We start from the raw sequence: 26,785 nt of genomic DNA on the forward strand, positions 1-26,785 counted from the left end.
TGGTGTCGGCCTCCAAACGCGCGGGTTGCGCCGCACCCTAATCGCTGGGGTGCGGGGCCGCAAGTGCGGTTCGGGCGGCGCGGATGCGCCATTCCGGCGCATCCCCCTCGGAGGCGGCCGCCTTCCGGCTCCCTTTCCGGCACCGGGATGACATCCGGCGGGCCGCGTGCGATACCGGCGGCGGATTTGCCAACCGGACCCACACGGAACGACGCCGCGATGCGCCCAACCCCTCCCCCGGCCGCCTTCCCCCCGCCCGGCCCGCGAGGCCCCGGCGGGATCGCCGCCCTGCCCTGGTGGGCATCCTGCGCGCTGCTGGCGGCCGCGCTGCTCGCCTCGGCCTCACTGCTGGGGCTGCGCCTGCCCTACTGGTGGAACGCCGACCAGGATCTCGTCCTGGCCTATCACGGGCTGCTGCTGAACGAGGGGCTGCCGCAGGAGTATTTCGACCACCCCGGCTACACCTATTTCCTGGTCATCGCCGGCTGGTACCGGTTGCTGCACGGGCTGGGGCTGCTGCCGGTCCACACCCTGTCGGCCCTGCCGCCGCTCGCCGACACGGCGGCCTACGATCTGGCTTGGCAGCAGCTCGTCGAGGCCGGGCGGGTGCTGTCCATGCTGCTCTGCGCGGCCTGGGTGGTGGCGGTGGCGACCCTGGTCCGACACCTGCTGGACGACCGGCGGATCGGCTTCCTGGCGGGGCTGGCGCTCGCCTTCGCGGTGGGCGTCGCCTCCCAGGCGCGGCAGATGCGCACCGACCTGCTGTCCGCCGCCTTCGCCGCCCTGGCGCTGCTGCTGGTGCTGGTGGCCTTGCGCAAGCGGCCGGGCGCCGTCCCGCTGCTCCTCTTCGCGGGGGCCGGGGCCAGCGCGTCGCTGGCGATGATCAGCAAGGTGCAGGCGATCTTCCCGCTGATGGCCCTTCCGGTCCTGGCGCTCGCCTTCGGCCGGCGGCCGGTGGACGGGGCCTCCTGGACGCGAGGTGGCGGGGCCTGGCTGCGGGCCGGCGCGGCCGCGGCCCTGGCGGCGCTGGCGCTGGTGCCGGCGGCGGGGCTGATCCTGGAGGGGATCGCCGCGGCCGGTCACTCCCTCTTCCCCTACGCCAAGGTGGGCGGCGGTCTGTCCGGTCTCTATCAGGGGGTGATCGCCGGCTGGGCGGCGCTGGGGGTGCTGGTCTATGCCGCCGTCTGGCGGGTGCCCGCAGCCTATGCGGCCTCGGTCCTCGCGGCGGTGGCCGGCGGGCTCGGGCTCGGGCTCCTGGTTCTGACCCTGCGCTGGCACGAGCAGAACGCCATCGCCGTCGCCAACCCGATCGAGCACATGTACGTCTTCTCCAGCTGGCGCCACGCGGCGACGCTCGGCGCCGAACAGCAGGTGCTGAACGAGTCCCTGCTGATGGTGCTGCTGAACGGGCTGTGGCGGACCTTCGCGATCCGCACCATCGTGCTGCACCCCGACAACATTCCGCAGACGCTGATCCTGGAATGGTTCGCCATCGCCGCCGCCGCCGTGGCCTGGCGCCGTGGGGACCGGGCCACGGCCCTGCGGGTCGGATTGCTGCTGCTGACCGCCTGGGGGCTGGAGACGCTGTTCGCGCTGCGCGGTTTCAAGCGCGCCTACCATGTGTACACCGACCCGCTGGTGGTGCTCGCCGCCGCACTCGCGCTCGCGCGCTTTCCGGCGCTGCTGGAAGCCGCGCGCAACCGGCGTCAGGTCTACGGCGTGCTGGCGCTCTATCTGGCGCTCGCCCATGTCTGGCCGGTCATCGCCGAACGCCGCCGCCCGGATCCGGCCGCCCATTGCGACTGGATCCCCATCTACATGACCAGGATCCAGGGCTTTCCCTTCTGCCCGCCGCGCCCCTGAAGGGGCGCGGCTGTTTTCTATGCCCTCAGACGCCGGGCGCGGCCGTCCGGCCGCTTGGCTTCGCGCACACGTGTGCGCGGGCCGCAGTCGCGGCCTCCGGCGGCCTGACAGGCCGCTGGCATCAAAAGGCCTTCAGCTTGCGCCAGGCGAACAGCACCATGCGGGCAAGCAGCGCGCCGTGGCGGAAGCGGGAGATCTGCGTCTCGCCGTAGGAGCGGTCGGCGTAGCGGATCGGCACCTCGACGAACTTCAGGTTCAGCTTGGCGGCGCCGAAGATCAGGTCGAAATCGCCGAACGGGTCGAAGTCGCCGAAATAATGCCGGTTCGCCACGATCTGCTCGTAGTCGCGCTTCCAAAGCACCTTGGTGCCGCACAGCGTGTCGGTGAAGCGCTGGTTCAGCAGGAAGGAGAAGATGCTCGCGAAGCTGCGGTTGGCGATGAGGTTCAGGAAGCGCATCGCCTGGCCGGCCATCGGGTAGACCAGCCGGGTGCCGTTCACGAACTCCCCCTGGCCCGAGGCGATGGCGCGGTAGAATTTCGGCAGGCTTTCCGGCGGGACGGTGAGGTCGGCGTCGAGGATCATCAGCACCTCGCCGCGCGCGGCGGCGAAGCCCGCGCGCACCGCGTCGCCCTTGCCCTTGCCGGGCTGGCGCATGACCTTGATGTCCCAGTCCGGATGGGCGTCGCGCACGCGCAGGCATTCCTCGTAGGTGCCGTCGCGGCTGTGCCCCTCGACATAGATCACCTCCAGGTCGGGGGCGAAACGCGGCAGGCGGAGGATCGCGTTCTCGATGTTGCCGCGCTCGTTCCGGCAGGGGACCAGCACGGTACAGGAGGGCGGCGGCACCAGTTCCGCTTCCGGCTCCGGCCGCGCCACCACATAGTTGCGCAGGCAGAGCCGCCGCACGCCCGGAAGCGGCGCCAGCACGCGATTCACCAGCGTGCCGAGCCCGAGCAGCCGGACCGGCAGCAGCTGGCGCCACTCGCGCTTGATCGGCTCCCAGCCCGCCAGCTCCATCAGGTTCATGGTGTCGGCGGTGGACAGCCAGTTCTGCTGGGCCTGGGGCATCTTCATCCCGAGCCGCTCGGCCAGCCGCAGCACCGGCTCCCACAGGCGGGAATGGTAGCTGGCGATCACCCGCGTGCGCGGCGTCGCGAAGCGCCGCAGCAGCCGCAGCGTCTCCTCCGCGTCGTCGAGGAAGCCGATGGTGTCCGACAGCAGGATGACGTCGAAGGTCCCCTCGATGGCCGCGAGATCCGCCGGATCCTCGGCGTTGCCGACATGGAACTCCAGATTGGGATGGCGCACGCGCGCCCGCTCGACCATGCGGGGCGACAGGTCGATGCCGACCCCGCGCGAGGGCGCCAGGAAGGCAAGCACGTCGCCCGCCCCGCAGCCGACCTCCAGCACGCTGGCGCCTTCCGGCACCAGGAAACGCAGGTAGGCGCGGTCGGCCTCGTGGAAGGCGCGGTGCCGGGACACCCAGCGGTCGATCCCCGGCGCCAGCGCGTCGAAGAGCGCGCGCACGGATTGCTGACGGGGGGAAAGCGGGCCGCCGGTGGGGGCCGCGGTCGTCTCGATCATCTCTCGTGCCGTTCTTATGGCTTGTCTTAGGGCTTCGTGCCGGGCGGGTGGGCCGGCGGGAGGGAGCGGTCGGTGGACACGCGGTCCAGGCTCAGCCACAGCAGCCCGCCCGGCAGGGTGGCGATCATCACCGACAGCCCGATCATGACCGACACCAGCGTCGCTTCCCCGGCACCCACGCCGTAGAGCGCGAGCCCGGCGACCATCGTCCCCTCCCTGGCACCCCAGCCGTTCAGCGAGATCGGCAGGGCCGCGGCGAAGATGGCCGCGGGCACCACGGCCAGCGCGTCCCAGCCGGACAGGGGCACGCCGAGCGCGTGGGCCGAGGCCAGGACCGAGCCCACGGTGCAGAGATGGACCGCGACGCTGCACAGGAAGCCGAGCGCCGTCTCCCGCGTCGCCAGCGCCGCGCGCAGCCGCGCCAGCTCGGCCAGCGGCCGCTCCAGGGCGGGCCGGCGCAGGGCGGAGGGCAGCGGCAGCCGGTCGGCCTGGAGACCCAGGGCGACCGCGAGCGCAAGGCCCAGCGTCGCCAGGGGCGCCGCCCAGGCCAGCGCCGCGGGCGCCGTCGCCATGAGGTGCGGCAGGCCGAGGAAGAGAAGGAGGATGACGCCGGCCAGCGCCAGCAGCCGGTCGAGCACCACCGCCGTCACCGCCGTTGCCGCCGGGCAGCCCGCGCGGTGGGCGAGCCAGCCGCGCACCACGTCGCCGCCCAGCCCGCCCGGCAGCACCTGGCCGAAGAAGAGGCTGGCCAGCATCAGCCGGTAGGCGGTCCAGCGGGAGAAGCGCACGCCCGAGGCGGCCGCCCAGAGCCAGCGTTCCGCCGCCAGCAGCACGCTCGCCACGTTCAGCGCGAAGGCGAGAAGCAGCAGCCCGGGCGAGGCGCCGGACAGCCGCGCGGCCAAACCCGGCCAGTCGGCGCGGGACAGCAGCAGGACGAGGACCGTAACGGTGACGGCGGCCTTCAAGGCCAGCGGCAGATACCGCGCGGGCGTCCCGCCGGCCGGAAAGCCCGGCCGAAAATCCCGGGCCGCCAAGGCGTCGGTGTCGTGCATCGTCAACGGCCGGTGTTCACCTAAGGTGGGGCGTTCGGGGTTCGGTCGTGCAAGCTAGTCGCTGCCCCCGTCAAAGTCACTGTCTTTCGCCGCCCGGCTCCTTCCCCGGCCCGGGCGTGCGGCTGGCTGGAACGGCGGACCGGGGGTCTTGACAGCCCGCGCGCGTCTGCGCGATTATCCGCGCCACGCCGGAAGTGGCGACGTGGGGCCGTAGCTCAGCTGGGAGAGCGACGCGTTCGCAATGCGTAGGTCGGGAGTTCGATCCTCCTCGGCTCCACCAACAATCCTCAAGACGCCGATGTGACGCCGGAATTCGCCCGGAATGCGCTGAATCCTCCTGGCGTGCCATCCCTTGCCGCACGCTACGGCAGCCTGATCGCTCCCCTCGCGCCCGAAACCCGCTGTTTCATGGAGCCGGCGCGTGAAGGGTTCCGAAGAAGCGATTTGTCAGGAACGCTTCCGGTCGGTCTCTGGTCTTGCTGATGCGCGGGCATCGAGCGCGACGTGCCGCCGGACATTGCCGTTGCTCCCAGGTCATACGGAGATGTGGTGATGCTGGATGATCCCGAGAAAACCGATCGTTTGCTCCTGGCCTTGAAGGCCGCCCTCCCCTTCGAGGTCCGGCTCACCCCGATGCTGGCCAAGCATCTGCAAACCAGCGCCGCTGGCGTGGACGGACAGGGCCGCCACCGCGTCACTCAGCTGTCGTACCTCGGCGACGAGGGTGGGATCGTCTGCCATCTTGATCCGGGAGGCGGAAAAGAGCGGCTTCTGGCCTCCCTGACCCATCTGCTGCTTCCACCCACCAATCCCTTGGCCGCGGAGGTGGCCCGCTACCAGAAGCACCGGATCAAGAAGCTCAAGAAACAGGGCAAGGGGTGAAGCGGCGGCGAACCGCTCGGTATCCGCATCCGGGATGCCGCCAGCTCCACGTGAAGGCCGAGGCCCTTGTTTCATGCCGGACGGGCTGGCTGGCCGCAGATGTTCAAGGCGGCGTTCCGACAGCCGGGCTGCGGCGGGCTGGACGGCTCATTCCTCGTCGTCGATGTCGTCATCGAGATCTTCGTCGGGGTCCGGATACTGTGGCGGGGCCTTGCCGACCGACGCGATCACCTTGGGGTAGCGCTTGCGTGGCTCCCGCTCGCCGCGAGCCAGGACCTCGACGCGGAAACGCCATTCGTCCCCATAGTCGAACAGGAAGGTCATCGCCTTCCCCACCTTCGGGAACGCCTGGGCCACCGTCGTCTTGTTGACGCTCAGGGAGTCTTCAGCCTCGCCTTCGGCCATGTCGGCGAAAAGCTCGTACCGGGGCTTGGCGGTGAAGATGTTGCCCGTCAGCTTGGGGAAGAAGCCAAAGGCATGATCCAGGTCGAAGCCATAGGCCCGGATGATCGCCGCGGCGAGGTCGTGGAGAGAACGGTCGCTCGGGATCTCGATGTCGCGGTAGAGCTTGGGCCGAAGGGCGGCCCGGACGATGTGAGTGGCGGCTCCGGCCCTGGCGTTGCTCCCTTGCCGGTGCGGAGGCTCTTCGTGCGGAGCGTGCGGCAGACTCTCCCGAAGGTCGGGAACGCCGGCCAGGAAGATGGCGTCGCTCCGGTGATTGGAATAGGCCTGGAAGATATACTCGTTCCAATAATTGATGGTCGGGCCGTGTTTCAACAGGGTTTCCGCGTCCGCCGCCTTCCGCCCGCCGGACGCGGCCATCCGGGCGACCTCGCGCCCGATGTAATCCAGGAACCGCTGTTCCGTTCCGTCCAGAACCACGTAGGGCGTGGTGATGACCACATGGTGGCCGATGTCCAGGACGGGCGGCGGCAGCAGGCGTGTGTACCAGAGTTGGCCGCGTTCCCCGACATAACCCGTGGCCGAGTGGCACCGCAGGATGTCCTGGGTCACGATGTCCTTCAGCAGCACCAGCGGGCCATCCAGGCCCATATGGAGGTAGAACCCCATGCGGGAGTCCTGCATCGGCCGGACGATGCCGGCGATCCAGGCCGGCATGCCGACGGTCTCCGTCACCCGCAGGATGCAGGTCCCGATGGTTTCCCGGCTCGACCCGAACTGGAGGTCGAAAAAGGCCCACATGTTGAAATGGCTCGCCGTGAGAGGGCTGATCGGAGGCCCTTCCGGCATGTACTCGTTCTCCGCCTTCACCAGGGCCTTGACGTACCCCTTCGCCTCGGGCATGGCGGAGATCGCCTCGGCGAACAGGGACACCAGCCTCAGCCCCTGGGCGTAGAAGGCGAAGGCGGGATCGTAGCCCTGTTCGATGAGCTCCCTGAACCGGCTGCCGTCGAGGCCGGCCTCATGGGCAAGTTCCCGGCCCGCCCGGAATTCGCACAGATCGATCACATTCGACCGGATCTGGGTCGCCACCTTCCTGGCGATCTTGTCGGCGACGCTTCCCATGGGGTTTCCTGCCTTCCGAGCTCGCAACCGCCAAGTTCCGGTTGCCTTCAAAATCGTTGCCTACAGGCAACCGGCGGGGACAGCAAGCGGATCGGCCGGGTGTCACAACGGCCTTCCCTATGCCCGCTCCCCGGCAGGGAACTCGGCACCGCTTCGTCTGCCGCCGTCCTCCGTTGACTTCAGACCCTACCCCACCACCTCGCCCGCGCGGGCCCCGGCCAGCGCGTCGGCGATGGCGCGGCGCAGTTCGCCCGAGGCGACGGGCTTGTGCAGGACGCGGAAGTTGCCGGCCTCGCCCTCCTGGAGGCGTTCGGGGGCGGTGTCGCCGGTGACGAGGATGCTGGGGACGGGGCGGCCGAGCGCGCGGCGCAGCTCGCGGATGACCTCGGTCCCGGTCTCGCCGTCCTGCAGGCGGTAGTCGGTGACGACGATGTCCGGGCCGCCGTTCTGGCGGCCCAGCCGCAGGGCGGCGGCGCGCCCGTCCGCGACCAGCACGTCGTGCCCCCATTCGCGCAGCATGGCGCGCATGCCCTCGCGCACGATGACGTCGTCCTCGACCACCAGAACGGTGGCGGACGGAGCCCGCGCCGGCTCGGCCTGGGGGACGGGCTCCGGTGCCGCGGGCGGCGCCTCGGCCAGCGGGACCAGCACCGAAAAGACGGATCCCCGGCCGGGCTCGGAGCGCAGGGCCACGGTGTGGCCCATCATCTGGGCGAGGCGGCGCACCACCGCCAGACCGAGCCCCAGCCCCTGGTCGCGGTTGCGGCTGGCGTTGCCGACCTGGACGAACTCCTGGAAGATGTCCTCCTGCCGGTCGGCTGGGATGCCGATGCCGGTGTCCCACACCTCCAGCCTCAGGAAGCCGCCGGCGCGCCGGCAGCCGATCAGGATGCGGCCCGTCTCGGTGTAGCGCAGCGCGTTCTCGACGAAATTCTGGAGGATGCGGCCGAGCAGCATCGGGTCGCTGTGCACATGGGCCGAGCAGGGCACGATGTGCAGGATCAGCTCCTTGCGCAGCGCCACCGGACGGGAGTTGGCGGCGACGCGCTCCAGCAGCTCCGACACGGGGAAGACCCGGGGCTCCGGCTCCACCGCCCCGGCGTCCAGCCGCGACACGTCGAGCAGCCCGTCCAGCAGCATCTTCAGGGCGCCGAGCGCCCGGTCCATGGTGCCCAGCACGTTGCGCGACACGGCGTCGGTCGTGCGGCTGGACAGCACCTCCAGCAGCAGCAGCAGCGACTGCACGGGCTGGCGCAGGTCGTGGCTGGCGGCGGCCAGGAAGGTGGATTTGGCGATGTTCGCGCGTTCCGCCTCGCGCCGCGCCTCGACCAGTTCGGCCTCGTTGCGCTTGCGCTCGGAGATGTCGCGGACGATGGCGATGAGGCTGACCATCCGCCCGCCGTCGTCGCGGACGGGCGAGGCGCGGAGTTCCAGCCACCGCTCGGCGTCCTCCCCGCCCGGCCGCCCGGCCGCCCGGTCGCCCGCCCGGTCGCCCGCCCGGTCGCCCGGATGGGTGTTGCGGAACTCCACCGTCACATCCTGGCCGGCGGCGATGGCCCCGCGCAGGGGCTCGAGCACGGTGGCGTCGTGCAGCGGGCCTTCCAGCACGCGCAGCACGCCGTGTCCGGCGACCTCCGCCAAGGGAAGGCCGAGCAGCCGCTCGATGGCGGGATTGCCGTAGAGGATCGGCATTCCGGGCAGGGTCGCGTCGGCGACGAGGATGCCGTCGCCGCTCGACGCCATGGCGCGGTTGCGGATGCCCAGCGCCCTTTCCGACCGGCGGCGGCGCTGGAACTCGATCAGGAAGCCCGTGGTGAAGAGCAGGATCACCGCCGTCGCGGCGCTGGCCCAGCCGATGTAGAGCCGGGCGCTCTCCCGCCAGGCCGCGAAGGTGGCCTGCACCGACTCCCCCACCAGCACGATCAGCGGGTAGCTCTCGGCGCGGCGGTAGGTGTGGATGCGCTCGATCCCGTCCACCGGGCTGGTGGTCCGGTAGGTGCCGGCGGGCTCCCGCTCCACCAGGTTCCAGAGCATGAGGTGCGGGAAGGTCTTGCCGACGGTCTCCTCCTGCCGCGCGTTGCGGGCGAGCGTCTGGCCGTCGCCGCGCAGCAGCGAGACCGAGCTGTCCGGCGGCAGGCCGATCATCGCGTAGAAGCGCGAGAAGGTGCCCGCGGGGATGTCGGCGACGGCGACGCCGGCGAAGCGGCCGTCGGGGCTGCTGATCCGGCGCGACACGGGGATCACGATCTCCTCCGTGCCCTCCGCGAACAGGGCCGGCGCGATGACCAGCCCCAGCCGCGCGGCGGCGCGGTGCCTCAGGAACTCCTCGCGCGTGGCGACGGACGCGCGCGCCCGGCCGGCACCCAAGGTGTGGCCGGCGGCGTCGCGCAGCTCACCCCGCTCGTCGTAGAGCCGGACGGCGGTGACCACCCCCTCCTCGAAGACCCGCCGGTTGTCGAGGCGCTGGGCGAGGTTCGGCTGGTCGGAGCGGGCGACGTCGAGAAGCAGGTCGTCGACCTGCCGGAAGGTGGCGACCGCATGCTCCTCGACCAGCCGGGCGACGATGGCGGTGTTCTGCCGGGCGGTGCGGGCGAGAAGCTGCTCCTCGCGGTGCAGCCGGTCCAGCAGGTTCCACCAGAGCGCCCCGATGGCCAGCGCCACGGCCAGCCCGGGAAGGACCAGCCGGGCGTCCAGCCGGCGCGGAATCCATGCAACCCGTCCCAATCGCTCGCCCTCGCCCAATCGTCCGCCCGCCTCCGGCCAACCCAGGAGAGCAGAATGCCCTTTTCATACCACTTCTTCAAAGGCGCGGGCTGTTATATCTGCCGATGGTCCTATATCGGCCCAAAAGTTCAGGGCTTGGCCGGCCTTGCGCGGGCTGGCCTTCGCCAAGCTTTCCAGCGGGCGCGGGCGCGGCTATACGGGGCCGGACATGAGCTTCGCCCGCGCCATCGCCACCGTCGGCGGCCTGACCCTGCTGAGCCGGCTGGCCGGCTTCGCCCGCGACATCCTGACCGCCGCACTACTCGGCGCCGGGCCGGTCGCCGACGCCTTCTTCGTCGCGCTGAAACTGCCGAACTTCTTCCGCCGCCTCTTCGCGGAGGGCGCCTTCGGCGTCGCCTTCGTGCCGCTCTTCGCGGCGACCCTACAAAAGGACGGGCGCGCCGCCGCCGTGGCCTTCGCGGAAGAGGCGATGGCCGTGCTGCTGGCGCTGCTGATCCCCTTCACCGTGCTGGCGGTCGCGGCCATGCCCTGGCTGATGGGAGGGCTGGCGCCGGGCTTCGCCGACGACCCCGCGAAGTTCGAACTGGCCGTCGATCTCGCGCGGCTGACCTTCCCCTACCTGGCGCTGGTCTCGCTGGTGGCGCTGCTGGGCGGGGTGCTGAACGCGCTCGACCGCTTCGGCCCCTTCGCCGCGGCACCCATCGCCTTCAACCTGACGCTCATCGCGGCGCTGCTCGCCGCCCCGCATCTGGGGCTGGAGCCCGGCCGGGCCATGGCTGCGGCGGTGACGCTGTCGGGCGTCGTGCAGCTCGCCTGGATGAGCTGGGCCTGCCGCGCCGCCGGGGTGACGCTCGCGATCCGGCGGCCGCGGCTGAGCCCGCGCGTGCGCCGGCTGTTCCGGCTGGTCGGGCCGGGGGCGCTCGGCGCCGGGGTCATGCAGATCAACCTGTTCCTCAACGTGGTGCTCGCCTCGCTCCTGCCCTCGGGTGCGGTGTCCTATCTCTATTACGCGGACCGTCTGAACCAGATGCCGCTGGGCATCATCGGCATCGCCATCGGCACCGCGCTGCTGCCGGTGCTGTCGCGCTTCGCGGCGGCGGGGGACGAGCGGATGGTGCGCTATTACCTGAGCCGCGCGCTGGAGTTCAGCCTGCTGCTCGGCCTGCCGGCGGCGGTGGCGCTGGGGGTGGCGGGGCTGCCCATCGTGTCGGTCTTGTTCGAGCGCGGCGCCTTCGGCCCCGTGGAGGCGCGGGCCACGGCGGCGGCACTCGGCGCCTACGCGCTGGGCATCCCCGCCTTCGTCATCGTCAAGGCGCTGAACGCCGCCTTCTTCGCCCGGCAGGACACCGGCACCCCGGTGCGCGTGGCCGTCATCGTCACCGTGGCGACGCTGCTGCTGGGGCTGGCCCTGCTGCCGGCGCTGGGCCATGTCGGCATCGCGCTGGCCACGGGGCTGACCGCCTGGCTGAACCTGGCCCTGCTCGCCGCGGCACTGAAGCGGGCCGGCCGGCTGGCGCTGGACGAGCGGCTGCTGCGCCGCGCGCCGCGCATCGCGATCGCCGCCGTCGGCATGGGGCTGGCGCTGGCCGGGGCGGAAGCCCTGCTGGCGCCCTGGCTGCAGGCCCCCTCCTCCGGCCCGCGCTTCGCCGCCCTGGCGCTGCTGGTCGGGGCCGGCGCGCTCGCCTTCGCGGGCTTGGCCCAGCTGCTCGGCGGCGCCTCGGTGGCGGACCTCAAGGGCTTCCTGCGCCGCGACGGATCGCCGGCGTCCGTGCGCTGAAGCCGAATAGCGGGCGGTCCGCCCGCCGCGCAACTTGACGCAAGGGACCGCCGGGGGCGATAAAACGCGCCTCCCAGACGTTTCGAGCGAGAACCCCCGTGAACCGCATCTTCTCCGGCATGCAGCCGACCCGGCAGCTTCACCTCGGCAACTATCTGGGGGCACTGCGGAACTGGGTGGACCTGCAGAACCAGTACGAATGCATCTTCTGCGTCGTCGACCTGCACGCGCTGACCATCGACCAGCCGCCCGAGGTGCTGCGCAACAACATCCGCGAGGTCGCCGCGGCCTACATCGCCGCCGGCATCGACCCGGAGAAGAACATCCTCTTCAACCAGTCCTTCGTGTCCGGCCATTCGGAGCTGTCCTGGATCCTGTCCTGCCACACGCCGCTGGGCTGGCTGAACCGGATGACGCAGTTCAAGGAGAAGGCCGGCAAGCAGAAGGACATGGCCAATCTCGGCCTCTACGCCTACCCGGTGCTGATGGCGGCGGACATCCTGCTCTACAAGGCGACGCACGTGCCGGTGGGCGAGGACCAGAAGCAGCATCTGGAGCTGGCCCGCGACATCGCCGGCGCCTTCAACCGCCATTACGAGGTGGAGTTCTTCCCGCAGCCCGAGCCGCAGATCCTCGGCGAGGCGACCCGCGTGATGAGCTTGCGCGACGGCACCAAGAAGATGAGCAAGTCGGACGAGTCGGAATATTCGCGCATCAACATGACCGACGACGCCGACACCATCGCGCAGAAGGTCCGCAAGGCCAAGACCGACCCGGAGCCCCTGCCCGAGACGGTGGAGGAGCTGGAGAAGCGCGCGGAGGCCGACAACCTCGTCACGATCTACGCGGCGCTTGCCGGCCAGAGCCGCGAGCAGGTGCTGGGCCAGTTCGCGGGCGCCCAGTTCTCCGCCTTCAAGGGCTCGCTGGTCGATCTCGCGGTCGAGAAGCTGGCGCCGATGACGAGCCGCATGAAGGAGCTGCTGGCCGACAAGGCGGAGATCGACCGGCTGCTGCGCAAGGGCGGCGAGCGCGCCGCCGCCATCGCCGAGAAGAACCTGAACGAGGTCAAGGACATCATCGGCCTGCTGCGGCCCTGATCCCCTGCCCTTCCCCTCCGGACCTCCGGCGAGGCACCCGCGCGTGACGCACACCATCCTGCTCACCGGCTTCCAGCCCTTCGGGCCGCACGGCGTCAACCCGACGGCCCTGCTGATGGAGCGGCTGTCCGGGGAGCCGGGGGTCGTCACCGCCGTGGTTCCCGTCGAATACGGCGCCTGCGGCGACCTCTTCGCCGAGCTGGTCCGGCGGCACGAGCCGGCCGCCGCCGTCTGCTTCGGGCTGGCGGCGCGCAGCGACTTCATCCAGATCGAGCGTATCGCCTGGAACCGCGACGAGAGCCCCCACCCCGACAACGCCGGGCTGGTGCGCGACGACCTCGCCATCGTGGAGGGCGGCGAGACGGCCTACGGCTCCGGCCTGCCGGTGCCGGCGCTGGTCCAGGCGCTGGGTGCCGCCGGCCTGCCCGCCACCTTCAGCGACTTCGCGGGCGGCTATGTCTGCAACCACCTCTTCTACCGGGCGCGCCACCTGATCGAGACCGAAGGCCTCGACCTTCCCATGGGCTTCATCCACATGCCGCCCCTGCCCCACATGGTCGAAGGCGAACCCGGCCGCCGAGGCCTGCCGCTCGACCGCCAGGAACTGGCGGTGCGCACGGTGCTGGACCTGCTGCGGCGCGGTCTGGCGGCGGTGGGCTGACGATCCAGGGCAGCTTGGTTTCCTTCTTCCCGGTGGAGAGAGGGAAACTTAAACGCCCCTAAACGCCGGCCGGGTCAACCGGCGCGGCGGCGTTCGATGGCGTCCCAGAGGAGGGATTCCAGCTGGACGCCGTCCAGCCGGTTGATCTCCTGGATGCCCGTGGGCGAGGTGACGTTGATCTCCGTCATGTAGTCGCCGATCACGTCGATGCCGACGAAGACCAAGTTCTTCTCGCGCAGGGTCGGGCCGATGGCCGTGCAGATCGCGCGCTCGCGCTCGGTCAGGGTGGTCTTCTGGGCGCTGCCGCCGGCGTGGAAGTTGGCGCGGGCCTCGCCCTGCAGGGGCATGCGGCTGACGGCACCCACCGGCTCGCCGTCGATCAGGATGATGCGCTTGTCGCCCTGGCGGATCTCCGGCAGGTATTTCTGCGCGATCACCGGCTCGCGGTAGAGCTGGCCGAACAGCTCCAGCAGCGAGCCCAGATTCTCGTCATCGGGCTTCAGGTGGAAGACGCCGGCGCCGCCGTTGCCGAACAGCGGCTTGACGATGATGTCCTTGTGCTCGGCGCGGAAGTCCAGGATGGCCTGCTTGTCGCTGGTGATCAGCGTCGGCGGCATCAGGTCGGGGAAGCGCGTGATGAACAGCTTCTCCGGCGCATTGCGCACCTCGGCAGGGTCGTTCAGCACCAGCACCTTGGGCTGGACATGCTCCAGCAGGTGGGTGGCGGTGATGTAGTTCATGTCGAAGGGGGGATCCTGCCGCATCAGGATCACGTCCATCTCCGTGAGGTCCGTCAGCCGCGGCTCGCCCAGCGTGTAGTGAGCGCCCTTCTGCCGGACGACGGTCATCTCCCGCACCCGCGCGCTCAGACGGTTGCCGTTCAGGGCCAGGTCGCGCGGGTGGTAGTGGTAGAGCCTGTGGCCGCGCTTCTGCGCCTCCAGCGCCATCATGAAGCTGGAATCCGTGTCGATGTTGATGGATTCGATCGGGTCCATCTGGAAGGCGACAGCGAGGCTCATCGGTCGGGCGTCTTTCGGTTCGGGTCGCGTGGGAGACGGGGCTTGCCGGCGGGCGGCGTCAGTTCAGTCGGTTCTTCAGCTGCTGGATCAGCGAGGCCGCCTGGTGGCGGTGGTGGTCGGTGTCGGCCAGCGCCAAGAAGATCTCCAGCGCCTTGATGGCGTCGGTCAGGTTGCCGGCGTGGGCTTCCAGCAGGCCGGTCTCGCGCCACAGCGACGGCTCGTCCGGCGCGAAGAGGCGCATCGTCTCCAGCACCTTCAAGGCCTTCGGCACCTCGTGGGAGGAGAGGTGGCGCAGCTTGATGTTGTTCTGGAGCCGCAGCAGCACGTCGCGGTTCGTCACCGGCTGGTAGTGGGCGGGCTCCAGCTCCGCGGCCGAGCCGGCGGTCGCCTTCAGCAGGTCGCGCAGCTCCATGACCGTGCGCACCTGCCCCTCGTTGAAGGGGTCGAGGATGAAGCGCTCGCCCTCATGGTCCATGCGCAGCAGGAAATGGCCGGGGAAGTTCAGCCCGGTGATCTCCCATGTCGCGGCGCGGGCGGCGTGCAGGAAGAGGATGCCGAGCGCCACCGGCAGGCCGCGCCGCCGGTCGATGACGCGCAGCATGTTGGCGTTCTGCAGGTCGTCGTAGGTGTCGTGGTCGCCGGAATAGCCGTGCCGCTCGATGATCACCGCGCGCAGCAGCGCGATGCGCTCGCGCAGGTCGTCCACGCCGGGCGCGCGCTCCTGCATGTCGCGGGCGATGGCGTCGAGGTGGCGGCGGTAGGCGTCGAGGTCCGTGCCCGGCCGGTCCAGCACGCCCAGCGCCAGCGCCGTCTCGGCGACGTCGATCTCGTGGTCCGGCTGCTGCCCGACGCGGCGCAGGATGTCCCGTGCTTCGGCGAGGCTGGTCAAGGTTGGCGTCCTTCTTCCTGGCGGACTCGGCATGGCTGTGTCGGCGCCTTCGGGACCGCCGGGCGGCAACCATGTTCCGCAATCTTCTGCAATGCTCGCGGGGGCCGCCCGGTTCCCGGCGGACCAGCACGGCGCATCACGCGCGCCACGCGTCCCGGAGGTGGCGCGGCCAGGACCAAGGGGTAACGAGCATCACGTCGAAGCGCAAGGCCAAGCCTGCATGGCGCGGATTCGCGGCGAGCCAGGCATGCGCCGCGCGGGCCAGCCGGCCGCGCTGGCGGGCGCCGACCGCCTCGTTGGCGCGGTCCCAGTCGGCGCGCGCCTTCACCTCGACGATGGCCAGCGTGGCCCCGCGCCGGGCGACGATGTCGATCTCGCCCATGGGGGTGCGCAGCCGCTGCGCCAGGATGCGGTAGCCGCGCAGCCGCAGGCTCAGCCGGCACAGCGCCTCGGCGTAGCGGCCGTAATCCTCGGCGCGGCGGCGGTGGTCGCGGGCGCTGGTCACCGCCGTCCCCCTTCGCCGCCGCCGGAAGCGCCTCCCGGACCGGCGTCCCGCGCCAGTTCCAGCGCGCGGGCGTAGACCTCGCGCTTGGGCTGGCCGGTGCGGGCGGCGACGTCGGCCGCGGCGTCGCGCACGGACAGGCGGGACAGCGCCTCGCGCAGCAGCGCGTCCACGTCGGCCTCGCCCGGCGTGTCCTCGGCACCCGGCGGGCCGATCACGACGACCACCTCGCCCCGGGGCGGGCCGGCCTCGGCGTAATGGGCGGCGAGGCCGGGCAGGGGGCCGCGCCGCACCTCCTCATAGAGCTTGGTCAGCTCGCGCGCCACGGCACCCTCGCGGGGGCCGAGCAGCTCGGCCATGTCGGCCAGGGATTCGGGCAGGCGCTGCGGCGATTCGAAGAAGACCAGCGTGGCGGGCACGCCCTTCAGCTCGCCGATGGCGGCGCGGCGCGCGGTCTGCCTGTTGGGCAGGAATCCCGCGAACAGGAAACGGTCGGTCGGCAGGCCGGACAGCACCAGGGCGGCCAGCGGCGCCGAGGCGCCGGGCAGGGTGGTGACCTCCACCCCCTCGGCCACGCATTCGCGCACCAGCTTGTAGCCGGGGTCGGAGACCAGCGGCGTGCCGGCGTCGGTGACCAGCGCGATGGCCTCGCCCGCCTTCATGCGCCCGATCAGGACCGGCCGCATGCGGGCCGCGTTGTGCTCGTGGTAGGAAACCAGCGGCGTGTCGATGCCGTGGATCCCCATCAGCTTTCCGGTCACCCGCGTGTCCTCGCAGGCCACCGCGCCGGCGGCGCGCAGGGTGTCGAGCGCGCGCAGGGTGATGTCGGCGGCGTTCCCGATCGGGGTGGCCACGACGTAGAGCCCGGCCTTAAGAGGCTTCGGGCCGGATTTACTTGTCGCCCTCGGGTCGCTACCTTCACCGGCACCTGAAGCCGGACCGGATGTGGAGACGATTGGTGGCACGCTTGGCAACACCCTTCTCGCGCGGTCGGGAGGGGCACCGCGCCCTCTCCCTGCTGTTCGTCGGCCTGTTGGCCGCCTGCGGGCGGACTGTAACGGTCCCCGCGCCGGTTTCACAAGCGCCTCAACCCGTTCAGGAGGCGCAGCGCCCCACCAAGGTGGCGCTGCTGCTGCCCCTGTCCGGCCCGCGCGCCTCGGTGGGCGAGCCGATGCTGCAGGCAGCACAGCTCGCGCTGTTCGATCTCGCCGGCAGCAATTTCGAGCTTCTGCCCCGCGACACCAAGGGCACCCCGGCTGGGGCGGCCAACGCCGCCCGGCAGGCCGCCGCGGAAGGGGCGACCCTGATCCTCGGCCCGCTCTTCCGCGAGGAGGTCGCGGCGGTGAAGCCGGTCGCCCAGGGCGCCGGGGTGGGGGTGCTCGCCTTCACCAACGACGCCACGCTGGCGGGCAACGGCACCTATGTGCTGGGGCTGACCCCGGCCAACCACGTCGAGCGGGTGGTCGGCTACGCCCGCGCCCAGGGCATCACCCGCTACACGGCGCTGGTGCCGCGCTCCCCCTACGGCGAGCAGGTGGTGCGGGTGCTGCAGGGGACGGCGCAGCGGCTCGGCGGCCAGGCACAGGTGGAGCGCTACGACCCGGCCATCGCCGACCCCGCCCAACCGGCGCAGCAGCTCGCCGGGGCGGCCCCCCGGCCGCAGGCGGTGCTGCTCGCGGAGGTCAGCCCGCGCGTGCAGCCGCTCGCGGCCGCGCTCGCCGGCGCCGGGGTGGACCCGGCGCAGGTGCGCTTCCTCGGCGCCGGGCTGTGGGACGAGCCGGCACTCGCCCAGGAGCCCGCCCTGAACGGCGCCTGGTTCGCCGCGCCCAGCCCGCAGACCCGCGCCGACTTCGAGGCGCGCTTCGAGTCGCTCTACAGCGCCAGGCCCCCGCGCGTCGCCACGCTGGCCTATGACGCCACGGCCATCGCCGCCGTGCTGAGCCAGAACGGCGGCCCGCGCCCCTTCGAGGCGCGCGCTCTCCAGGGTCCGGGCGGCTTCGAAGGCGTGGACGGGCTGTTCCGGCTGACCCCGGGCGGGCTCGCCGAACGCAGCCTCGCCGTGATGGAGGTCACCCCCACCGGCCCCCGCGTGCTCGACCCGGCGCCGAACAGCTTCGACGTGCTGGGGCAGTAGGGTCCCCGCGCGGCGGAAAGCACCCGCGCGCCTTCGATGCCCCTGTTCCGCACCGGCGGGGCAGGGGCATCGCCGTTTCAGGAACCGGGCGTTTCAGGAGAGAGGGGCGGCGCGCTCGTAATCGACGTAGCGGAAATCCAGCCCGTTCTCATGCAGGAGCGGGCCGGTGGCGGCGACGGTCCAGCCATCGCCGAGCGGCGGCATCAGGGTGTCGCCGGGGACCTCCTGTTCGATCCGCGTGAGGTGGACCCGGTCGGCCAGCGGCAGGGTCTCGCGGAAGACCTCGGCGCCGCCGATGACCGCGAGTTCCGGAACGCCAGCCGCCCGGCAGGCGGCCAGCGCGTCGGACAGGCTGGCATGCCAGTGGGCACCGTCGCGCTCGCCCGGCGGCGTACCGCGGCTCACCACATGATGGACGCGGCCGGGCAGGGGGCGGCGGGGCAGCGACTCCCAAGTGCGCCGGCCCATCAGCATGGGCTTGCCCATGGTCAGCTCCTTGAAGCGCTTCAGGTCGCCCGGCAGGCTCCAGGGGAGCGTGCCCTCGCGGCCGATCACGCCGTTGCGCGCCGCCGCCACCACGAGGCTGATCCGCATGCCGTTTCTCCCCTTGCCGTGACGGTCAGGCGAGCAGGGCCGCCAGCACCGCGTTCAACCGCTGCCGCCCTTCGTGCGTCGCGCGCAACGTGCCGTCGCCGATCTCCAGGAAGCCGCCCTCGACGAGGCGCTTCACGCCGGCCGGGTCGGTGAACTCCGTCAGGTCACGGCCGGTCTCCTCGCGGATGCGGGCGAGCGGCACGCCCTCGGCCAGCCGCAGCCCCATCATCAGCAGCTCCGACCCGCGCGCGGCGCGGTCGATGGGCTCCGGCTCGGCGGCGCCGTGGCCATCGCGCTCGACGCGCTCCATCCAGATCTCCGGCGCGCGGTGGGCGCGGGTGGCGAGCTTGCGCCCGTCGAGCGTCAGCCGTCCATGCGCGCCGGGACCGATCCCGGCATAGTCGCCGTAGCGCCAGTAGGTCAGGTTGTGCCGGCTCTCCTCGCCCGGCCGGGCGTGGTTCGAAATCTCGTAGGCCGGCAGTCCGGCCGCGTTTAGAAGCGTTTGGGTCGCCTCGTACAGGTCGCCGGCCAGGTCCTCGTCGGGCAGCACCAGCTCGCCCCGCGCGTGCAGCGGGAAGAAGGCCGTCCCCTCCTCGATGGTGAGCTGATAGACCGACAGGTGGCCGACCGCGTAATCCAGCGCGCGGGTCAGCTCCGCCTCCCAGGCGGCGACGGTCTGGCCGGGGCGGGCGTAGATCAGGTCGAAGGAGAAGCGGTCGAAGCTGTTCGCCGCCAGTTCGATGGCGCCGGTCGCCTCCGCCGCGTTGTGCTGGCGCCCGAGGAACTTCAGCGAGGCGTCGTCCAGCGCCTGGATGCCGAGCGAGACGCGGTTCACGCCCGCGGCGCGGAAGGCGCGGAACTTGCCGGCCTCGACCGAGGTCGGGTTGGCCTCCAGCGTCACCTCCAGCCGGTCGGCGACCGGCCAGCGCGCGGCGATGCGCTCCAGCAGGGCGCCGACGGTCGCCGGCTCCATCAGCGAGGGCGTGCCTCCGCCGAAGAAGACCGAGGTCACCATCCGGCCGGGGGTGAGATCCGCGTAATGGTCGAGTTCGCGCAGCAGCGCCGCGCGCCAGCGGTCATGCTCGACCCGCTCGCGCACATGGCTGTTGAAGTCGCAGTAGGGGCATTTGGCCTTGCAGAAGGGCCAGTGCACGTAGATCCCGAAACCGGGATCCGGAATCACTTGAAGCATCGGTCCACAAGCTGGCGGAAGGCGTCGGCCCGGTGGCTCATCTCGTGCTTCTTCACCGGGTCCATCTCGCCGAATGTGATGTCATGGCCGTCCGGTTTAAACATCGCGTCGTAGCCGAACCCCTTTTCCCCGCGCGGCGGCCAGACCAGCGTGCCCCAGCAGCGCCCCTCCACCGTCTCGACATGGCCGTCCGGCCAGGCGAGGGAGAGGGCACAGACGAAATAGGCGCGGCGGTCCTTGCCGCCGGCGAGCCCCTCCTCGACCTTGCGCATGGCCATGGCGAAGTCCTTGGACGGGCCGGCCCAGCGCGCCGAATAGATGCCGGGGTCGCCGCCCAGCGCCGGCACCACCAGCCCGCTGTCGTCGGACAGGGCGACATGGCCGGCGGCGGCCGTGGCGCGCGCCTTCAGCTCCGCGTTCTCGACGAAGCTGGTCCCCGTCTCCTCGGGCTCCGGCAGGCCGAGCTGGCCGGCCGAGGTGAAGCTCCTGACATAGGGGCCGAGCAGGTCGGCGAACTCCCGCACCTTGCCGGCGTTGTGGCTGGCGATGACGAGAGCGTCGCCGGTGAAGCGGCGGGGGGTGCCGTCGGGCATGGGTCTGACCTCGCGGGTTCGGGGTTGAGCGGATCGTTGAGGGAAGGGCCGGCCTTATTTCGCGCCGATGGCGGCCTTCTGCAATTCCACCAGCTCGCCGATGCCCTTGCGGGCCAGCGCCAGCAGCTCCAGGAACTGCGCCTCGCTGAAGGGGCGGTCCTCGGCGGTGCCCTGGATCTCCACGATGCCGCCCCGGCCGGTCAGCACGAAATTGGCGTCGGCCCCGGCCTTGCTGTCCTCGGCGTAGTCGAGGTCGAGCACGGCGGCGCCCTGGTGCAGGCCGCAGGAGACGGCGGCGACATGGTCGGCCAAGGGCATCGTCTTCAGGGCACCGATCCGCATCAGGTGCTGGAAGGCGAGATGGAGCGCCACGAAGCTGCCGGTGATGGCGGCGGTGCGGGTGCCGCCGTCGGCCTGGATGACGTCGCAGTCGATCTTGATCTGCTTCTCGCCCATGGCGGAACGGTCGGTGACGGCGCGGAGCGCCCGGCCGATCAGCCGCTGGATCTCCTGCGTGCGGCCGGACTGCTTGCCCCGCGCCGCCTCGCGGTCAGTGCGCGAATGGGTCGAGCGCGGCAGCATGCCGTATTCGGCGGTGACCCAGCCCAGGCCCGTGTTCTTCAGGAAGCGCGGCACGCCCTCGTCCACGCTGGCGGTGCACAGCACGTGCGTGTCGCCGAACCGCACCATGCAGGAGCCCTCGGCGTGCTTGCTGAAGCCGGGTTCCAGCGAAATGCTGCGCAGCTGGTCGTTGGCGCGGCCGGACGGACGCATGGAATTCACCCGCGGGTCTGTTGAAAAGGGCCGCAAGCTAACGGCGAACGCCCCCGCCGTCCAGGGTCTTGGCCGGGGTCTCACGGGGAAAGGGCTTTCACTTCCTCTTCCGCCGCGCCAGAATACAAAGGGATGGAAAACCTCGCCCAGGCGATGACGGTGGACCCTTGATGATCCGTGTCGTGCTGGACACCAACATACTGACCGCCGCGATGCGAAGCCCGAATGGGCTTTCCTTCCAAATTCTGGAGTTGGTCAGGCAGGGCATTGTCAGGCCTGTGGTGACGACCACATTGTTTGTGGAATATGAGGCGGTGCTGAACCGTCCGGAGCAGATGTCCGCGCATGGCCTTTCGAGGGATGAAGTCGACCGTTTTCTGTCCAGCTTCGCATTCCTCGCCGAGGGGGTGCTCATCCATTTCCGATGGCGGCCCCTGTTGCCCGATCCGAATGACGATATGGTGCTGGAGGCGGCGGTCAATGGGCGGGCGGATGCTCTGGTGACCTACAACATCAGGGATTTCGCCAGGGAAGGGATCAGATTCGGTCTTTCGGTTCTCACACCAGCGGATTTCTTTAGGGCTCTGAAGCCATGAAAAATGCCACCATCCCCGTGCAGCTCCCGGAAGCGGTTCATGAGATGGCGACGCGCCTCGCTCAACGCGAGGGAGTTTCACTCGACCAGTGGGTGGCTGCCGCGATCAAACAGCGGATCGAAGCGCAGGAGGATCCGCACGAGTTCCTGCGCCGTCGCGCGGGGAACGCGACCGGCGAGGACATGGCCGCGATCCTGGCCCGGGTGCGTCCGGGACCACCCGTCGAAGGCGATGAAATTCCCCCGGATCTGCTCGAACGGTTCCGCAAGCAGCCGCCTCTTGCCTGACCACCGCCCTTCCGGGATAGGCGTGCGTGAACGCACCCATCGGAGCCGTGCACGTTGATTCGGTCCCCGGGGCTTCTTAAATTCCGTCCGGTTCGACGCCGACGCGCGCGGCAGCCGCCGCGCGCGCCTCATCACAGCTGTCCCAGGGCATGATCACCGAGCTGAACAAACGGTCGCGCGAGATCTTCCGGCAGATCGTCGATGCCTATGTGGCGACGGGGGAGCCGGTCGGGTCGCGCACGATCTCGCGCCGGCTCGGCATGGCGCTGTCGCCGGCGACGATCCGCAACGTCATGGCCGACCTGGAGGAGCAGGGTCTCCTTTACGCGCCGCACACCTCGGCCGGACGCATCCCGACCGAGGCGGGGCTGCGGCTGTTCGTGAACGGGCTGCTGGAGATCGGCGCGCTGAGCGAGGACGAGCGCGGCGCCATCGAGGCGAAATGCTCCTCCTCCGGGCGCTCCATGCAGGACGTGCTGGGCGAGGCCTCGACCATGCTGTCGGGCCTGTCGCACTGCGCCGGCCTCGTGGTGGCGCCCAAGACCGACCGGCCCTTGAAGCACATCGAGTTCGTGTCGCTCGGCCCCGGCCGCGCGCTGGTGGTGCTGGTGAACGAGGACGGGCTGGTCGAGAACCGCGTCATCGAGGTGCCCGTCGGGCTTCCGGCCTCCACCTTGCAGATGGTGTCCAACTATCTCAGCGCGAAGCTCGTCGGCCGCACGCTGGACGAGGCGCGCCAGGAGGTCCTGCGCGAGATCGAGGAGCAGAAGACCCAGCTCGACGAGCTGTCGCGCCGGGTCGTCGCCGCGGGGCTCGCCACCTGGGCCGGCAGCGCCGGCAACGACGGCCAGCTCATCGTGCGCGGCCAGGCGCGCCTGCTGGAGGACGTCACCGCCCTGTCGGACCTGGAGCGGGTACGCTCCCTGTTCGAGGCCCTGGAGACCAAGGAGGCCATGCTGCGCCTGCTGGACGCCACGGGGCAGGGCGACGGCGTGCAGATCTTCATCGGGGCGGAGAACGTGCTGTTCAACCATTCCGGCTGCACGCTCATCATCTCGCCCTTCCAGAACAGCCGCGAGCGGGTGATCGGGGCGATCGGCGTCATCGGCCCGACCCGCATCAATTACGCTCGCATCATTCCTCTGGTGGATTATACCGCCAAGGTCATCGGCCGGCTGATCGGCTAGAAACCCTTCACCCCGGCCCCAACGCCATTTCGACGACCAGCCGATAAAGACAAGAGAGAGTCATGAGCGAAGAGCAGAACAAGCCCGCCACCGAAGACACCGGCGCCGAGATCAACGGCGCGGAGCAGGCCGAGGCTCAAACGCCCGGGACCGATGGCGCTTCGGCGCAGGACCGCGTCGCCCAGCTCGAGGCCGAGGTCGCCGCCCTCAAGGACCAGGCGCTGCGCGCCATGGCCGAGGCCGAGAACACCCGCCGCCGCGCCGCGCGCGAGAAGGAGGACGCCTCCAAATACGCGGTGAGCGGCTTCGCCAAGGACATGCTGGGCGTCGCCGACAACCTGCGCCGCGCGCTGGAGGCCGTGCCTGCCGACTCGGCCGAGAACGAGCTGGTCAAGAGCCTGACGGTCGGCGTCGAGGCGACCGAGCGCCAGCTCCTCGCCGGTCTGGAACGCGCCGGCATCAGGAAGCTCGAGCCGATGGGTGAGCCCTACGACCCGAACTTCCATCAGGTGATGTTCGAGATCGAGAACACCGGCAAGCCGGCCGGCACCATCGTCCAGGTTCTCCAGGCCGGCTACACCATCCATGGCCGCCTGCTGCGCGAGGCCATGGTCGGCGTCGCCAAGGGCGGCGCGGACGGCGGACAGCACCTCGACACCAAGGCCTGAAGCTCCCGTCGGGCGGGGCGCCTCCCCCAGGAGGCGGCCCCGCCCGAAAGGGTTGGACCGCAAGACTCGCGGTCCCTATCCCGATACACCGCGTCCTGCACCGTCCGCCCAGGCGAAAATCGGTACGACAAAGTGTAAAACCTCATGAGGTGCGGTACCTCAATGAGGTCGACGATGCAATCCACCGATACGCAAGATCTGGTCACCCGCTACAAGCGCAAGTTCGGCCTGGCGCCGGGCTATCCCCTCAGCGAAAGCATGGTCCTGCAGCATTGGGACCTGGAACGCCGGCTGGCGCGCGAACTGCGCGAGTCGCGGCCGGACGAGCGGTGGAGCGTGTTCGAGCGCTGCTACACCGCGCTCTACAGCAAATGCCCCTGGCTGAACGAGGGCGTGGACGACTCCACCCAGGACGACGAGCTGGACTTCGGGCATTTCCTGACGCTGCTGAAGGGCGCGCGGGACATCTACGAGGTCGGGTCCGGCAAGGCCCGTCTGCTGACCTACCTCGCCCGCAAGGGCTTCCGCTGCGTCGCCACCGAGGTCACGCGGGAACGCGGGGAGCGCTGGACCGACGAGACGACCAACGTCGCCTGGCACTGCTGCGACGGCGTCAATCTCGCGCGATTCGAGCCGCGGGAGCATTACGACGCGGTCGTCTCCACCCACGTCGTCGAGCATCTGCACCCCGAGGACGTGGTCACGCACATGGAGAACGTGCACGCCATCCTGAAGCCGGGCGGGCGCTATGTGCTCAGCATGCCGCACCGGCACGCCGGGCCGATGGACCTGTCGGAGATCTTCGGGCTGGACGAGCCGGTCTGCATGCATCTGCGCGAATACAGCTGGGCCGAGACGGAGGAAGCCCTGCGCAAGGCCGGCTTCGCCCGGATGGAGGCGGCCTACGTCGCGCCGATGGCCGTGCGCCGGCACCTGCCGGTGCGCTTCGCCGGCACGGGCTACCTGTCCTACCTGAAGGCGGTGGAGGGTGCCGTCGGCCGCCTGCCCACGGCGTTGCGCCGCAAGGCCGGGCGGCTCGGCCAGTTCTGGCTCTTCCGCCCGGAGATCATCATGGTCGCGCACAAGGCCGGTTGAGCCGCGTCCTGGATGGGGCGGCAGGCCCGCCGCCCCTTCTCAGAGCTTGTCCGCGAACAGGAAGGCGACCGCCCCGACCAGGCAGAGGAACGCCCCGAGATGCTGCCAGCTCAGCCGCTCGCCGAGGAAGAAGACGGCGAAGCCGGCGAAGACCAGCAGCGTGATCACCTCCTGCATCACCTTGAGCTGGCCGGCGGTGAAGCCGTTGAGATAGCCGAGCCGGTTGGCCGGCACCGCGAAGCAGTATTCGACCAGCGCGATCAGCCAGCTCACCAGGATCACCTGCCAGAGCGGCCGGTCGGGGAATTTCAGGTGGCCGTACCAGGCGACGGTCATGAAGAGGTTGGAGACGCACAGCAGCAGGACGGTCGACACGGGTGCCGGCTCCCTTGATCGCGGATGGAGGATTGCCGCGGGCAAGGTAGGGCCGGTCGGGCCGGCGCGGCAAGCGCGGGCCGAGGGGAGATCCCCTATCCCACCTGCTTCCGATTATCCGGGCCACGCGCGAAGAGAAACTCGCCGTCCGGGTCGTGGGCGGCGAAGCGGCGTTGCGCCAGGGCGCGGCTGGACACGGCGTAGCAATAGACGCAGCCGTGCGGGCAGCTGTCGTAGCCGCCGATGTCCCGGCTCTCCGCGCACAGGCAGCCCGGCCGGTTCCCCTTCTCCCGCGCCCTCAGGGGCCTGCCGGCGACGTCCGACAGGCGCGCGGCGTCCACGCAGCGCGCCGGGGCGGCGCCGGCCGCGTCCAGCAGATCCGGCTGGGTGCAAAGCGTCAGGTCCATGCCGTGGCCTGCGGCAACCGTTGCGAGTTCCGCCAGCAGGTCGCGCTTCTCCTCCGCCTCCGGGTCGCGCCAGGCGATCCCGGCGGCGGCGAGGTTGCGGGCGGTCTTGCGGTAGGGCTGGAGGAAGGACACGGTCACCTCGTCGGTGACGCCCTCCAGCGCGCCGGCCAGCCGGGCGAAGGTCTCTCGGTGCCAGGCGGGCGGAGTGGCGTCGGTCACCGCGATGGGATCGTAGCGCCAGACCACCGCGCGCGGCCCCCATTGCCCGCGCACCCGCCGCATGGCGGCCACCTGCCGTTCCCAGTGGGGCACCGAGCGTTCCAGCGCGGCGGGCAGGGCGGTCGCGCTGTGCTGCACGACGAAGGGGAAGCCGGCCTCCGACACCACCTCCAGCGCCGCCTCGAAAGGCTCCAGGTTCTTGGTCCAGAACAGGAAGCCGTCCACCGCCGCGCGCGTGAGATCGACCCGGTGGCTGCGCCCGCCATAGGGGTTCACCACCCGGCAATGCCCCTCGGCCAAGCGGTTGAGAAACCAGCGGCCGTAGAAGGCCGGTATGTCGGTTTTGTAACTCGCTGAAACGATCATGCAGCAATCAAGTCATTCGGCAGGGGCGCTTCAAGCCCGCCGCCTGTTGCAAAAGAACAACGTTCCGGGGCATGGATCAGCGGGTTTGGCGGTGCGCGCGGCTTCGGCCCAGGGTGCGCGCCGCGTGAAAGGGCAGCATCGGGAGGGCGACGTGATGGACAGCAGCCAGGGCGGCGGGCAGGGCGGCGGGCAGGAAGGCAGCCGGGAAAGCGGCCAGGACATGGCGATCGAATGGGCCGAGCTGGTCCGCTTCCGGCTGCCGCCCGGCTGGCTGCCGGAGGTCGAGGAGCATGAGGGCCATGCGGTCGCCGCCTTCCGCCCGCCGCGCGGCGAGGCCGGGGCGTTGCGGCTGGTCACCGACCGGGTGGCGCCGAAGCCGGGGCAGGGCGGTGTGGAGGAGGTCTTACGCGAGATGGCGCTGCGCTTCGTGCGGCCGGACGATCCCCGCGCGGGCGACCGCACGGTGGAGGACCGCGAGGACGGCGCGCTGATCGCCCAGGCCGTCATGCGGACGGTCGAGGACGGGCGCGCCGAGGCGCATTACCTGTGGTTCGTCGGGGCGGAGCGCGAGGGCCGGGCGGCCGTCGCGATGTTCAGCTACGCCCTGCCGGCCGAGGCGGACGGCGACGAGGAGGCCGCGGCCACGCTGTCGCGCCTCGATCCGGCGATCCGCTCCGCCGAGATTCTGTAGGCCGCAATCCTTCGGGCCGGAACTCTCCG

At 70.7% G+C, this 26,785-nt stretch carries 26 protein-coding genes and 1 tRNA gene; 13 read left to right on the forward strand and 14 right to left on the reverse strand.

Features of this window, described 5'->3' with window-relative positions; translation table 11 throughout:
* Positions 1-219 precede the first annotated feature (219 nt).
* The gene (locus JUB11_RS01695) at positions 220-1,863 is read left to right on the forward strand and encodes a glycosyltransferase family 39 protein (protein ID WP_207455662.1); all 1,644 of its coding nucleotides are present in this window, start codon (positions 220-222) and stop codon (positions 1,861-1,863) included.
* A 121-nt stretch (positions 1,864-1,984) separates the two neighbouring features.
* Here the strand turns inward: JUB11_RS01695 and JUB11_RS01700 are convergent, their stop codons facing one another.
* Together JUB11_RS01700 and JUB11_RS01705 are read right to left on the reverse strand one after the other, a co-directional pair.
* On the reverse strand, positions 1,985-3,448 hold the full coding sequence (locus JUB11_RS01700; protein WP_207455664.1) for a glycosyltransferase: 1,464 nt from the start codon (positions 3,446-3,448) through the stop codon (positions 1,985-1,987).
* Positions 3,449-3,474: 26 nt separating this feature from the next.
* A complete protein-coding gene (locus JUB11_RS01705) occupies positions 3,475-4,500 on the reverse strand; it encodes a lysylphosphatidylglycerol synthase transmembrane domain-containing protein (RefSeq protein ID WP_207455666.1) in 1,026 nt (341 codons plus the stop codon).
* Positions 4,501-4,704: 204 nt separating this feature from the next.
* On the opposite strand from JUB11_RS01705, the gene JUB11_RS01710 reads away from it, so the two are divergent.
* Both JUB11_RS01710 and JUB11_RS01715 read left to right on the forward strand, forming a co-directional pair.
* Positions 4,705-4,780, forward strand: a tRNA-Ala gene (locus JUB11_RS01710).
* Between the two features lie 272 nt (positions 4,781-5,052).
* Entirely contained in the window at positions 5,053-5,382 is a 330-nt protein-coding gene (locus JUB11_RS01715; protein WP_207455668.1) for a hypothetical protein, read from the forward strand.
* 147 nt (positions 5,383-5,529) lie between these two features.
* Here JUB11_RS01715 and JUB11_RS32585 read toward each other — a convergent pair whose 3' ends face one another.
* Together JUB11_RS32585 and JUB11_RS01725 are read right to left on the reverse strand one after the other, a co-directional pair.
* A complete protein-coding gene (locus tag JUB11_RS32585; RefSeq protein WP_247886779.1) occupies positions 5,530-6,909 on the reverse strand; it encodes a plasmid pRiA4b ORF-3 family protein in 1,380 nt (459 codons plus the stop codon).
* 186 nt (positions 6,910-7,095) lie between these two features.
* Positions 7,096-9,633 carry an ATP-binding protein gene (locus JUB11_RS01725; RefSeq protein WP_247886780.1) on the reverse strand — a complete coding sequence of 846 codons (2,538 nt, stop codon included), beginning with the start codon at positions 9,631-9,633 and terminating at the stop codon, positions 7,096-7,098.
* A 208-nt stretch (positions 9,634-9,841) separates the two neighbouring features.
* Between JUB11_RS01725 and murJ the strand changes: the two genes are divergently transcribed.
* From murJ to JUB11_RS01740, 3 genes are all read left to right on the forward strand, one after another.
* Positions 9,842-11,410 (forward strand): murein biosynthesis integral membrane protein MurJ, encoded by a 1,569-nt coding sequence (murJ, locus tag JUB11_RS01730; protein WP_207455992.1) that lies wholly within the window; start codon positions 9,842-9,844, stop codon positions 11,408-11,410.
* Between the two features lie 98 nt (positions 11,411-11,508).
* Entirely contained in the window at positions 11,509-12,507 is a 999-nt protein-coding gene (gene trpS / locus JUB11_RS01735; RefSeq protein ID WP_207455670.1) for a tryptophan--tRNA ligase, read from the forward strand.
* 43 nt (positions 12,508-12,550) lie between these two features.
* Positions 12,551-13,168: a pyrrolidone-carboxylate peptidase gene (locus JUB11_RS01740; protein ID WP_207455672.1), complete on the forward strand. Its 618-nt coding sequence runs from the start codon at positions 12,551-12,553 to the stop codon at positions 13,166-13,168.
* A 74-nt stretch (positions 13,169-13,242) separates the two neighbouring features.
* On the opposite strand, the gene gshB is transcribed toward JUB11_RS01740, so the two are convergent.
* The 4 genes from gshB to rsmI all read right to left on the reverse strand — a co-directional run bounded on the left by gshB (position 13,243) and on the right by rsmI (position 16,432).
* The gene (gene gshB, locus JUB11_RS01745; RefSeq protein ID WP_207455674.1) at positions 13,243-14,187 is read right to left on the reverse strand and encodes a glutathione synthase; all 945 of its coding nucleotides are present in this window, start codon (positions 14,185-14,187) and stop codon (positions 13,243-13,245) included.
* 58 nt (positions 14,188-14,245) lie between these two features.
* The gene (locus tag JUB11_RS01750; RefSeq protein ID WP_207455676.1) at positions 14,246-15,076 is read right to left on the reverse strand and encodes a transglutaminase-like domain-containing protein; all 831 of its coding nucleotides are present in this window, start codon (positions 15,074-15,076) and stop codon (positions 14,246-14,248) included.
* A gap of 136 nt (positions 15,077-15,212) precedes the next feature.
* Entirely contained in the window at positions 15,213-15,581 is a 369-nt protein-coding gene (locus tag JUB11_RS01755; RefSeq protein ID WP_207455677.1) for a YraN family protein, read from the reverse strand.
* Positions 15,578-16,432 carry a 16S rRNA (cytidine(1402)-2'-O)-methyltransferase gene (gene rsmI, locus JUB11_RS01760; RefSeq protein WP_207455678.1) on the reverse strand — a complete coding sequence of 285 codons (855 nt, stop codon included), beginning with the start codon at positions 16,430-16,432 and terminating at the stop codon, positions 15,578-15,580. The genes JUB11_RS01755 and rsmI overlap by 4 nt, the downstream gene beginning before the upstream one ends.
* 104 nt (positions 16,433-16,536) lie before the next feature.
* Between rsmI and JUB11_RS01765 the strand changes: the two genes are divergently transcribed.
* Positions 16,537-17,712, forward strand: coding sequence for a penicillin-binding protein activator (locus tag JUB11_RS01765; RefSeq protein WP_348771335.1), 1,176 nt, complete (start codon positions 16,537-16,539; stop codon positions 17,710-17,712).
* A gap of 93 nt (positions 17,713-17,805) precedes the next feature.
* On the opposite strand, the gene JUB11_RS01770 is transcribed toward JUB11_RS01765, so the two are convergent.
* The 4 genes from JUB11_RS01770 to rph are packed head-to-tail and all read right to left on the reverse strand — an operon-like array spanning position 17,806 to position 20,865.
* A complete protein-coding gene (locus JUB11_RS01770; RefSeq protein WP_207455680.1) occupies positions 17,806-18,306 on the reverse strand; it encodes a dihydrofolate reductase in 501 nt (166 codons plus the stop codon).
* A 25-nt stretch (positions 18,307-18,331) separates the two neighbouring features.
* On the reverse strand, positions 18,332-19,498 hold the full coding sequence (gene hemW, locus JUB11_RS01775; protein ID WP_207455681.1) for a radical SAM family heme chaperone HemW: 1,167 nt from the start codon (positions 19,496-19,498) through the stop codon (positions 18,332-18,334).
* The gene (gene rdgB / locus JUB11_RS01780; protein ID WP_207455682.1) at positions 19,486-20,091 is read right to left on the reverse strand and encodes an RdgB/HAM1 family non-canonical purine NTP pyrophosphatase; all 606 of its coding nucleotides are present in this window, start codon (positions 20,089-20,091) and stop codon (positions 19,486-19,488) included. The genes hemW and rdgB overlap by 13 nt, the downstream gene beginning before the upstream one ends.
* Before the next feature lie 54 nt (positions 20,092-20,145).
* Complete coding sequence (gene rph / locus JUB11_RS01785; RefSeq protein WP_207455684.1) at positions 20,146-20,865, reverse strand: ribonuclease PH; 720 nt, start codon at positions 20,863-20,865, stop codon at positions 20,146-20,148.
* Positions 20,866-21,035: 170 nt separating this feature from the next.
* Here rph and JUB11_RS01790 point away from each other — a divergent pair, with 170 nt between their 5' ends.
* From JUB11_RS01790 to JUB11_RS01810, 5 genes are all read left to right on the forward strand, one after another.
* Positions 21,036-21,461, forward strand: a complete 426-nt coding sequence (locus tag JUB11_RS01790) for a putative toxin-antitoxin system toxin component, PIN family (RefSeq protein ID WP_207455686.1) — start codon at positions 21,036-21,038, stop codon at positions 21,459-21,461.
* On the forward strand, positions 21,458-21,748 hold the full coding sequence (locus JUB11_RS01795) for a pilus assembly protein HicB (protein WP_207455689.1): 291 nt from the start codon (positions 21,458-21,460) through the stop codon (positions 21,746-21,748). The genes JUB11_RS01790 and JUB11_RS01795 overlap by 4 nt, the downstream gene beginning before the upstream one ends.
* Before the next feature lie 149 nt (positions 21,749-21,897).
* Entirely contained in the window at positions 21,898-22,935 is a 1,038-nt protein-coding gene (gene hrcA / locus JUB11_RS01800; RefSeq protein WP_207455691.1) for a heat-inducible transcriptional repressor HrcA, read from the forward strand.
* Positions 22,936-22,997: 62 nt separating this feature from the next.
* Entirely contained in the window at positions 22,998-23,603 is a 606-nt protein-coding gene (gene grpE / locus JUB11_RS01805) for a nucleotide exchange factor GrpE (protein ID WP_207455694.1), read from the forward strand.
* A 174-nt stretch (positions 23,604-23,777) separates the two neighbouring features.
* Complete coding sequence (locus JUB11_RS01810) at positions 23,778-24,698, forward strand: class I SAM-dependent methyltransferase (protein WP_207455696.1); 921 nt, start codon at positions 23,778-23,780, stop codon at positions 24,696-24,698.
* 39 nt (positions 24,699-24,737) lie between these two features.
* Here the strand turns inward: JUB11_RS01810 and JUB11_RS01815 are convergent, their stop codons facing one another.
* Together JUB11_RS01815 and JUB11_RS01820 are read right to left on the reverse strand one after the other, a co-directional pair.
* Positions 24,738-25,073 (reverse strand): DMT family protein, encoded by a 336-nt coding sequence (locus tag JUB11_RS01815; protein ID WP_348771336.1) that lies wholly within the window; start codon positions 25,071-25,073, stop codon positions 24,738-24,740.
* Between the two features lie 95 nt (positions 25,074-25,168).
* A complete protein-coding gene (locus JUB11_RS01820) occupies positions 25,169-26,065 on the reverse strand; it encodes a DUF1848 domain-containing protein (RefSeq protein WP_207455698.1) in 897 nt (298 codons plus the stop codon).
* 154 nt (positions 26,066-26,219) lie between these two features.
* On the opposite strand from JUB11_RS01820, the gene JUB11_RS01825 reads away from it, so the two are divergent.
* Complete coding sequence (locus JUB11_RS01825; protein ID WP_207455995.1) at positions 26,220-26,756, forward strand: hypothetical protein; 537 nt, start codon at positions 26,220-26,222, stop codon at positions 26,754-26,756.
* Positions 26,757-26,785: the final 29 nt, after the last annotated feature.

It is taken from the genome of Azospirillum sp. SYSU D00513, assembly GCF_017356015.1.
Classification (GTDB): Bacteria; Pseudomonadota; Alphaproteobacteria; order Azospirillales; family Azospirillaceae; genus Azospirillum.

Coding starts and splice junctions, on each gene's coding strand:
- rph (WP_207455684.1), bottom strand. CDS start 20,865: ATGCGTCCGTCCGGCCGCGCCAACGACCAGCTGCGCAGCATTTCGCTG.
- JUB11_RS32585 (WP_247886779.1), bottom strand. CDS start 6,909: ATGGGAAGCGTCGCCGACAAGATCGCCAGGAAGGTGGCGACCCAGATC.
- JUB11_RS01695 (WP_207455662.1), top strand. CDS start 220: ATGCGCCCAACCCCTCCCCCGGCCGCCTTCCCCCCGCCCGGCCCGCGA.
- JUB11_RS01825 (WP_207455995.1), top strand. CDS start 26,220: ATGGACAGCAGCCAGGGCGGCGGGCAGGGCGGCGGGCAGGAAGGCAGC.
- gshB (WP_207455674.1), bottom strand. CDS start 14,187: ATGAGCCTCGCTGTCGCCTTCCAGATGGACCCGATCGAATCCATCAAC.
- rdgB (WP_207455682.1), bottom strand. CDS start 20,091: ATGCCCGACGGCACCCCCCGCCGCTTCACCGGCGACGCTCTCGTCATC.
- JUB11_RS01810 (WP_207455696.1), top strand. CDS start 23,778: ATGCAATCCACCGATACGCAAGATCTGGTCACCCGCTACAAGCGCAAG.
- grpE (WP_207455694.1), top strand. CDS start 22,998: ATGAGCGAAGAGCAGAACAAGCCCGCCACCGAAGACACCGGCGCCGAG.
- JUB11_RS01705 (WP_207455666.1), bottom strand. CDS start 4,500: ATGCACGACACCGACGCCTTGGCGGCCCGGGATTTTCGGCCGGGCTTT.
- JUB11_RS01715 (WP_207455668.1), top strand. CDS start 5,053: ATGCTGGATGATCCCGAGAAAACCGATCGTTTGCTCCTGGCCTTGAAG.
- JUB11_RS01820 (WP_207455698.1), bottom strand. CDS start 26,065: ATGATCGTTTCAGCGAGTTACAAAACCGACATACCGGCCTTCTACGGC.
- JUB11_RS01770 (WP_207455680.1), bottom strand. CDS start 18,306: ATGCGGATCAGCCTCGTGGTGGCGGCGGCGCGCAACGGCGTGATCGGC.
- hemW (WP_207455681.1), bottom strand. CDS start 19,498: ATGCTTCAAGTGATTCCGGATCCCGGTTTCGGGATCTACGTGCACTGG.
- murJ (WP_207455992.1), top strand. CDS start 9,842: ATGAGCTTCGCCCGCGCCATCGCCACCGTCGGCGGCCTGACCCTGCTG.
- JUB11_RS01795 (WP_207455689.1), top strand. CDS start 21,458: ATGAAAAATGCCACCATCCCCGTGCAGCTCCCGGAAGCGGTTCATGAG.
- JUB11_RS01700 (WP_207455664.1), bottom strand. CDS start 3,448: ATGATCGAGACGACCGCGGCCCCCACCGGCGGCCCGCTTTCCCCCCGT.
- JUB11_RS01790 (WP_207455686.1), top strand. CDS start 21,036: ATGATCCGTGTCGTGCTGGACACCAACATACTGACCGCCGCGATGCGA.
- hrcA (WP_207455691.1), top strand. CDS start 21,898: ATGATCACCGAGCTGAACAAACGGTCGCGCGAGATCTTCCGGCAGATC.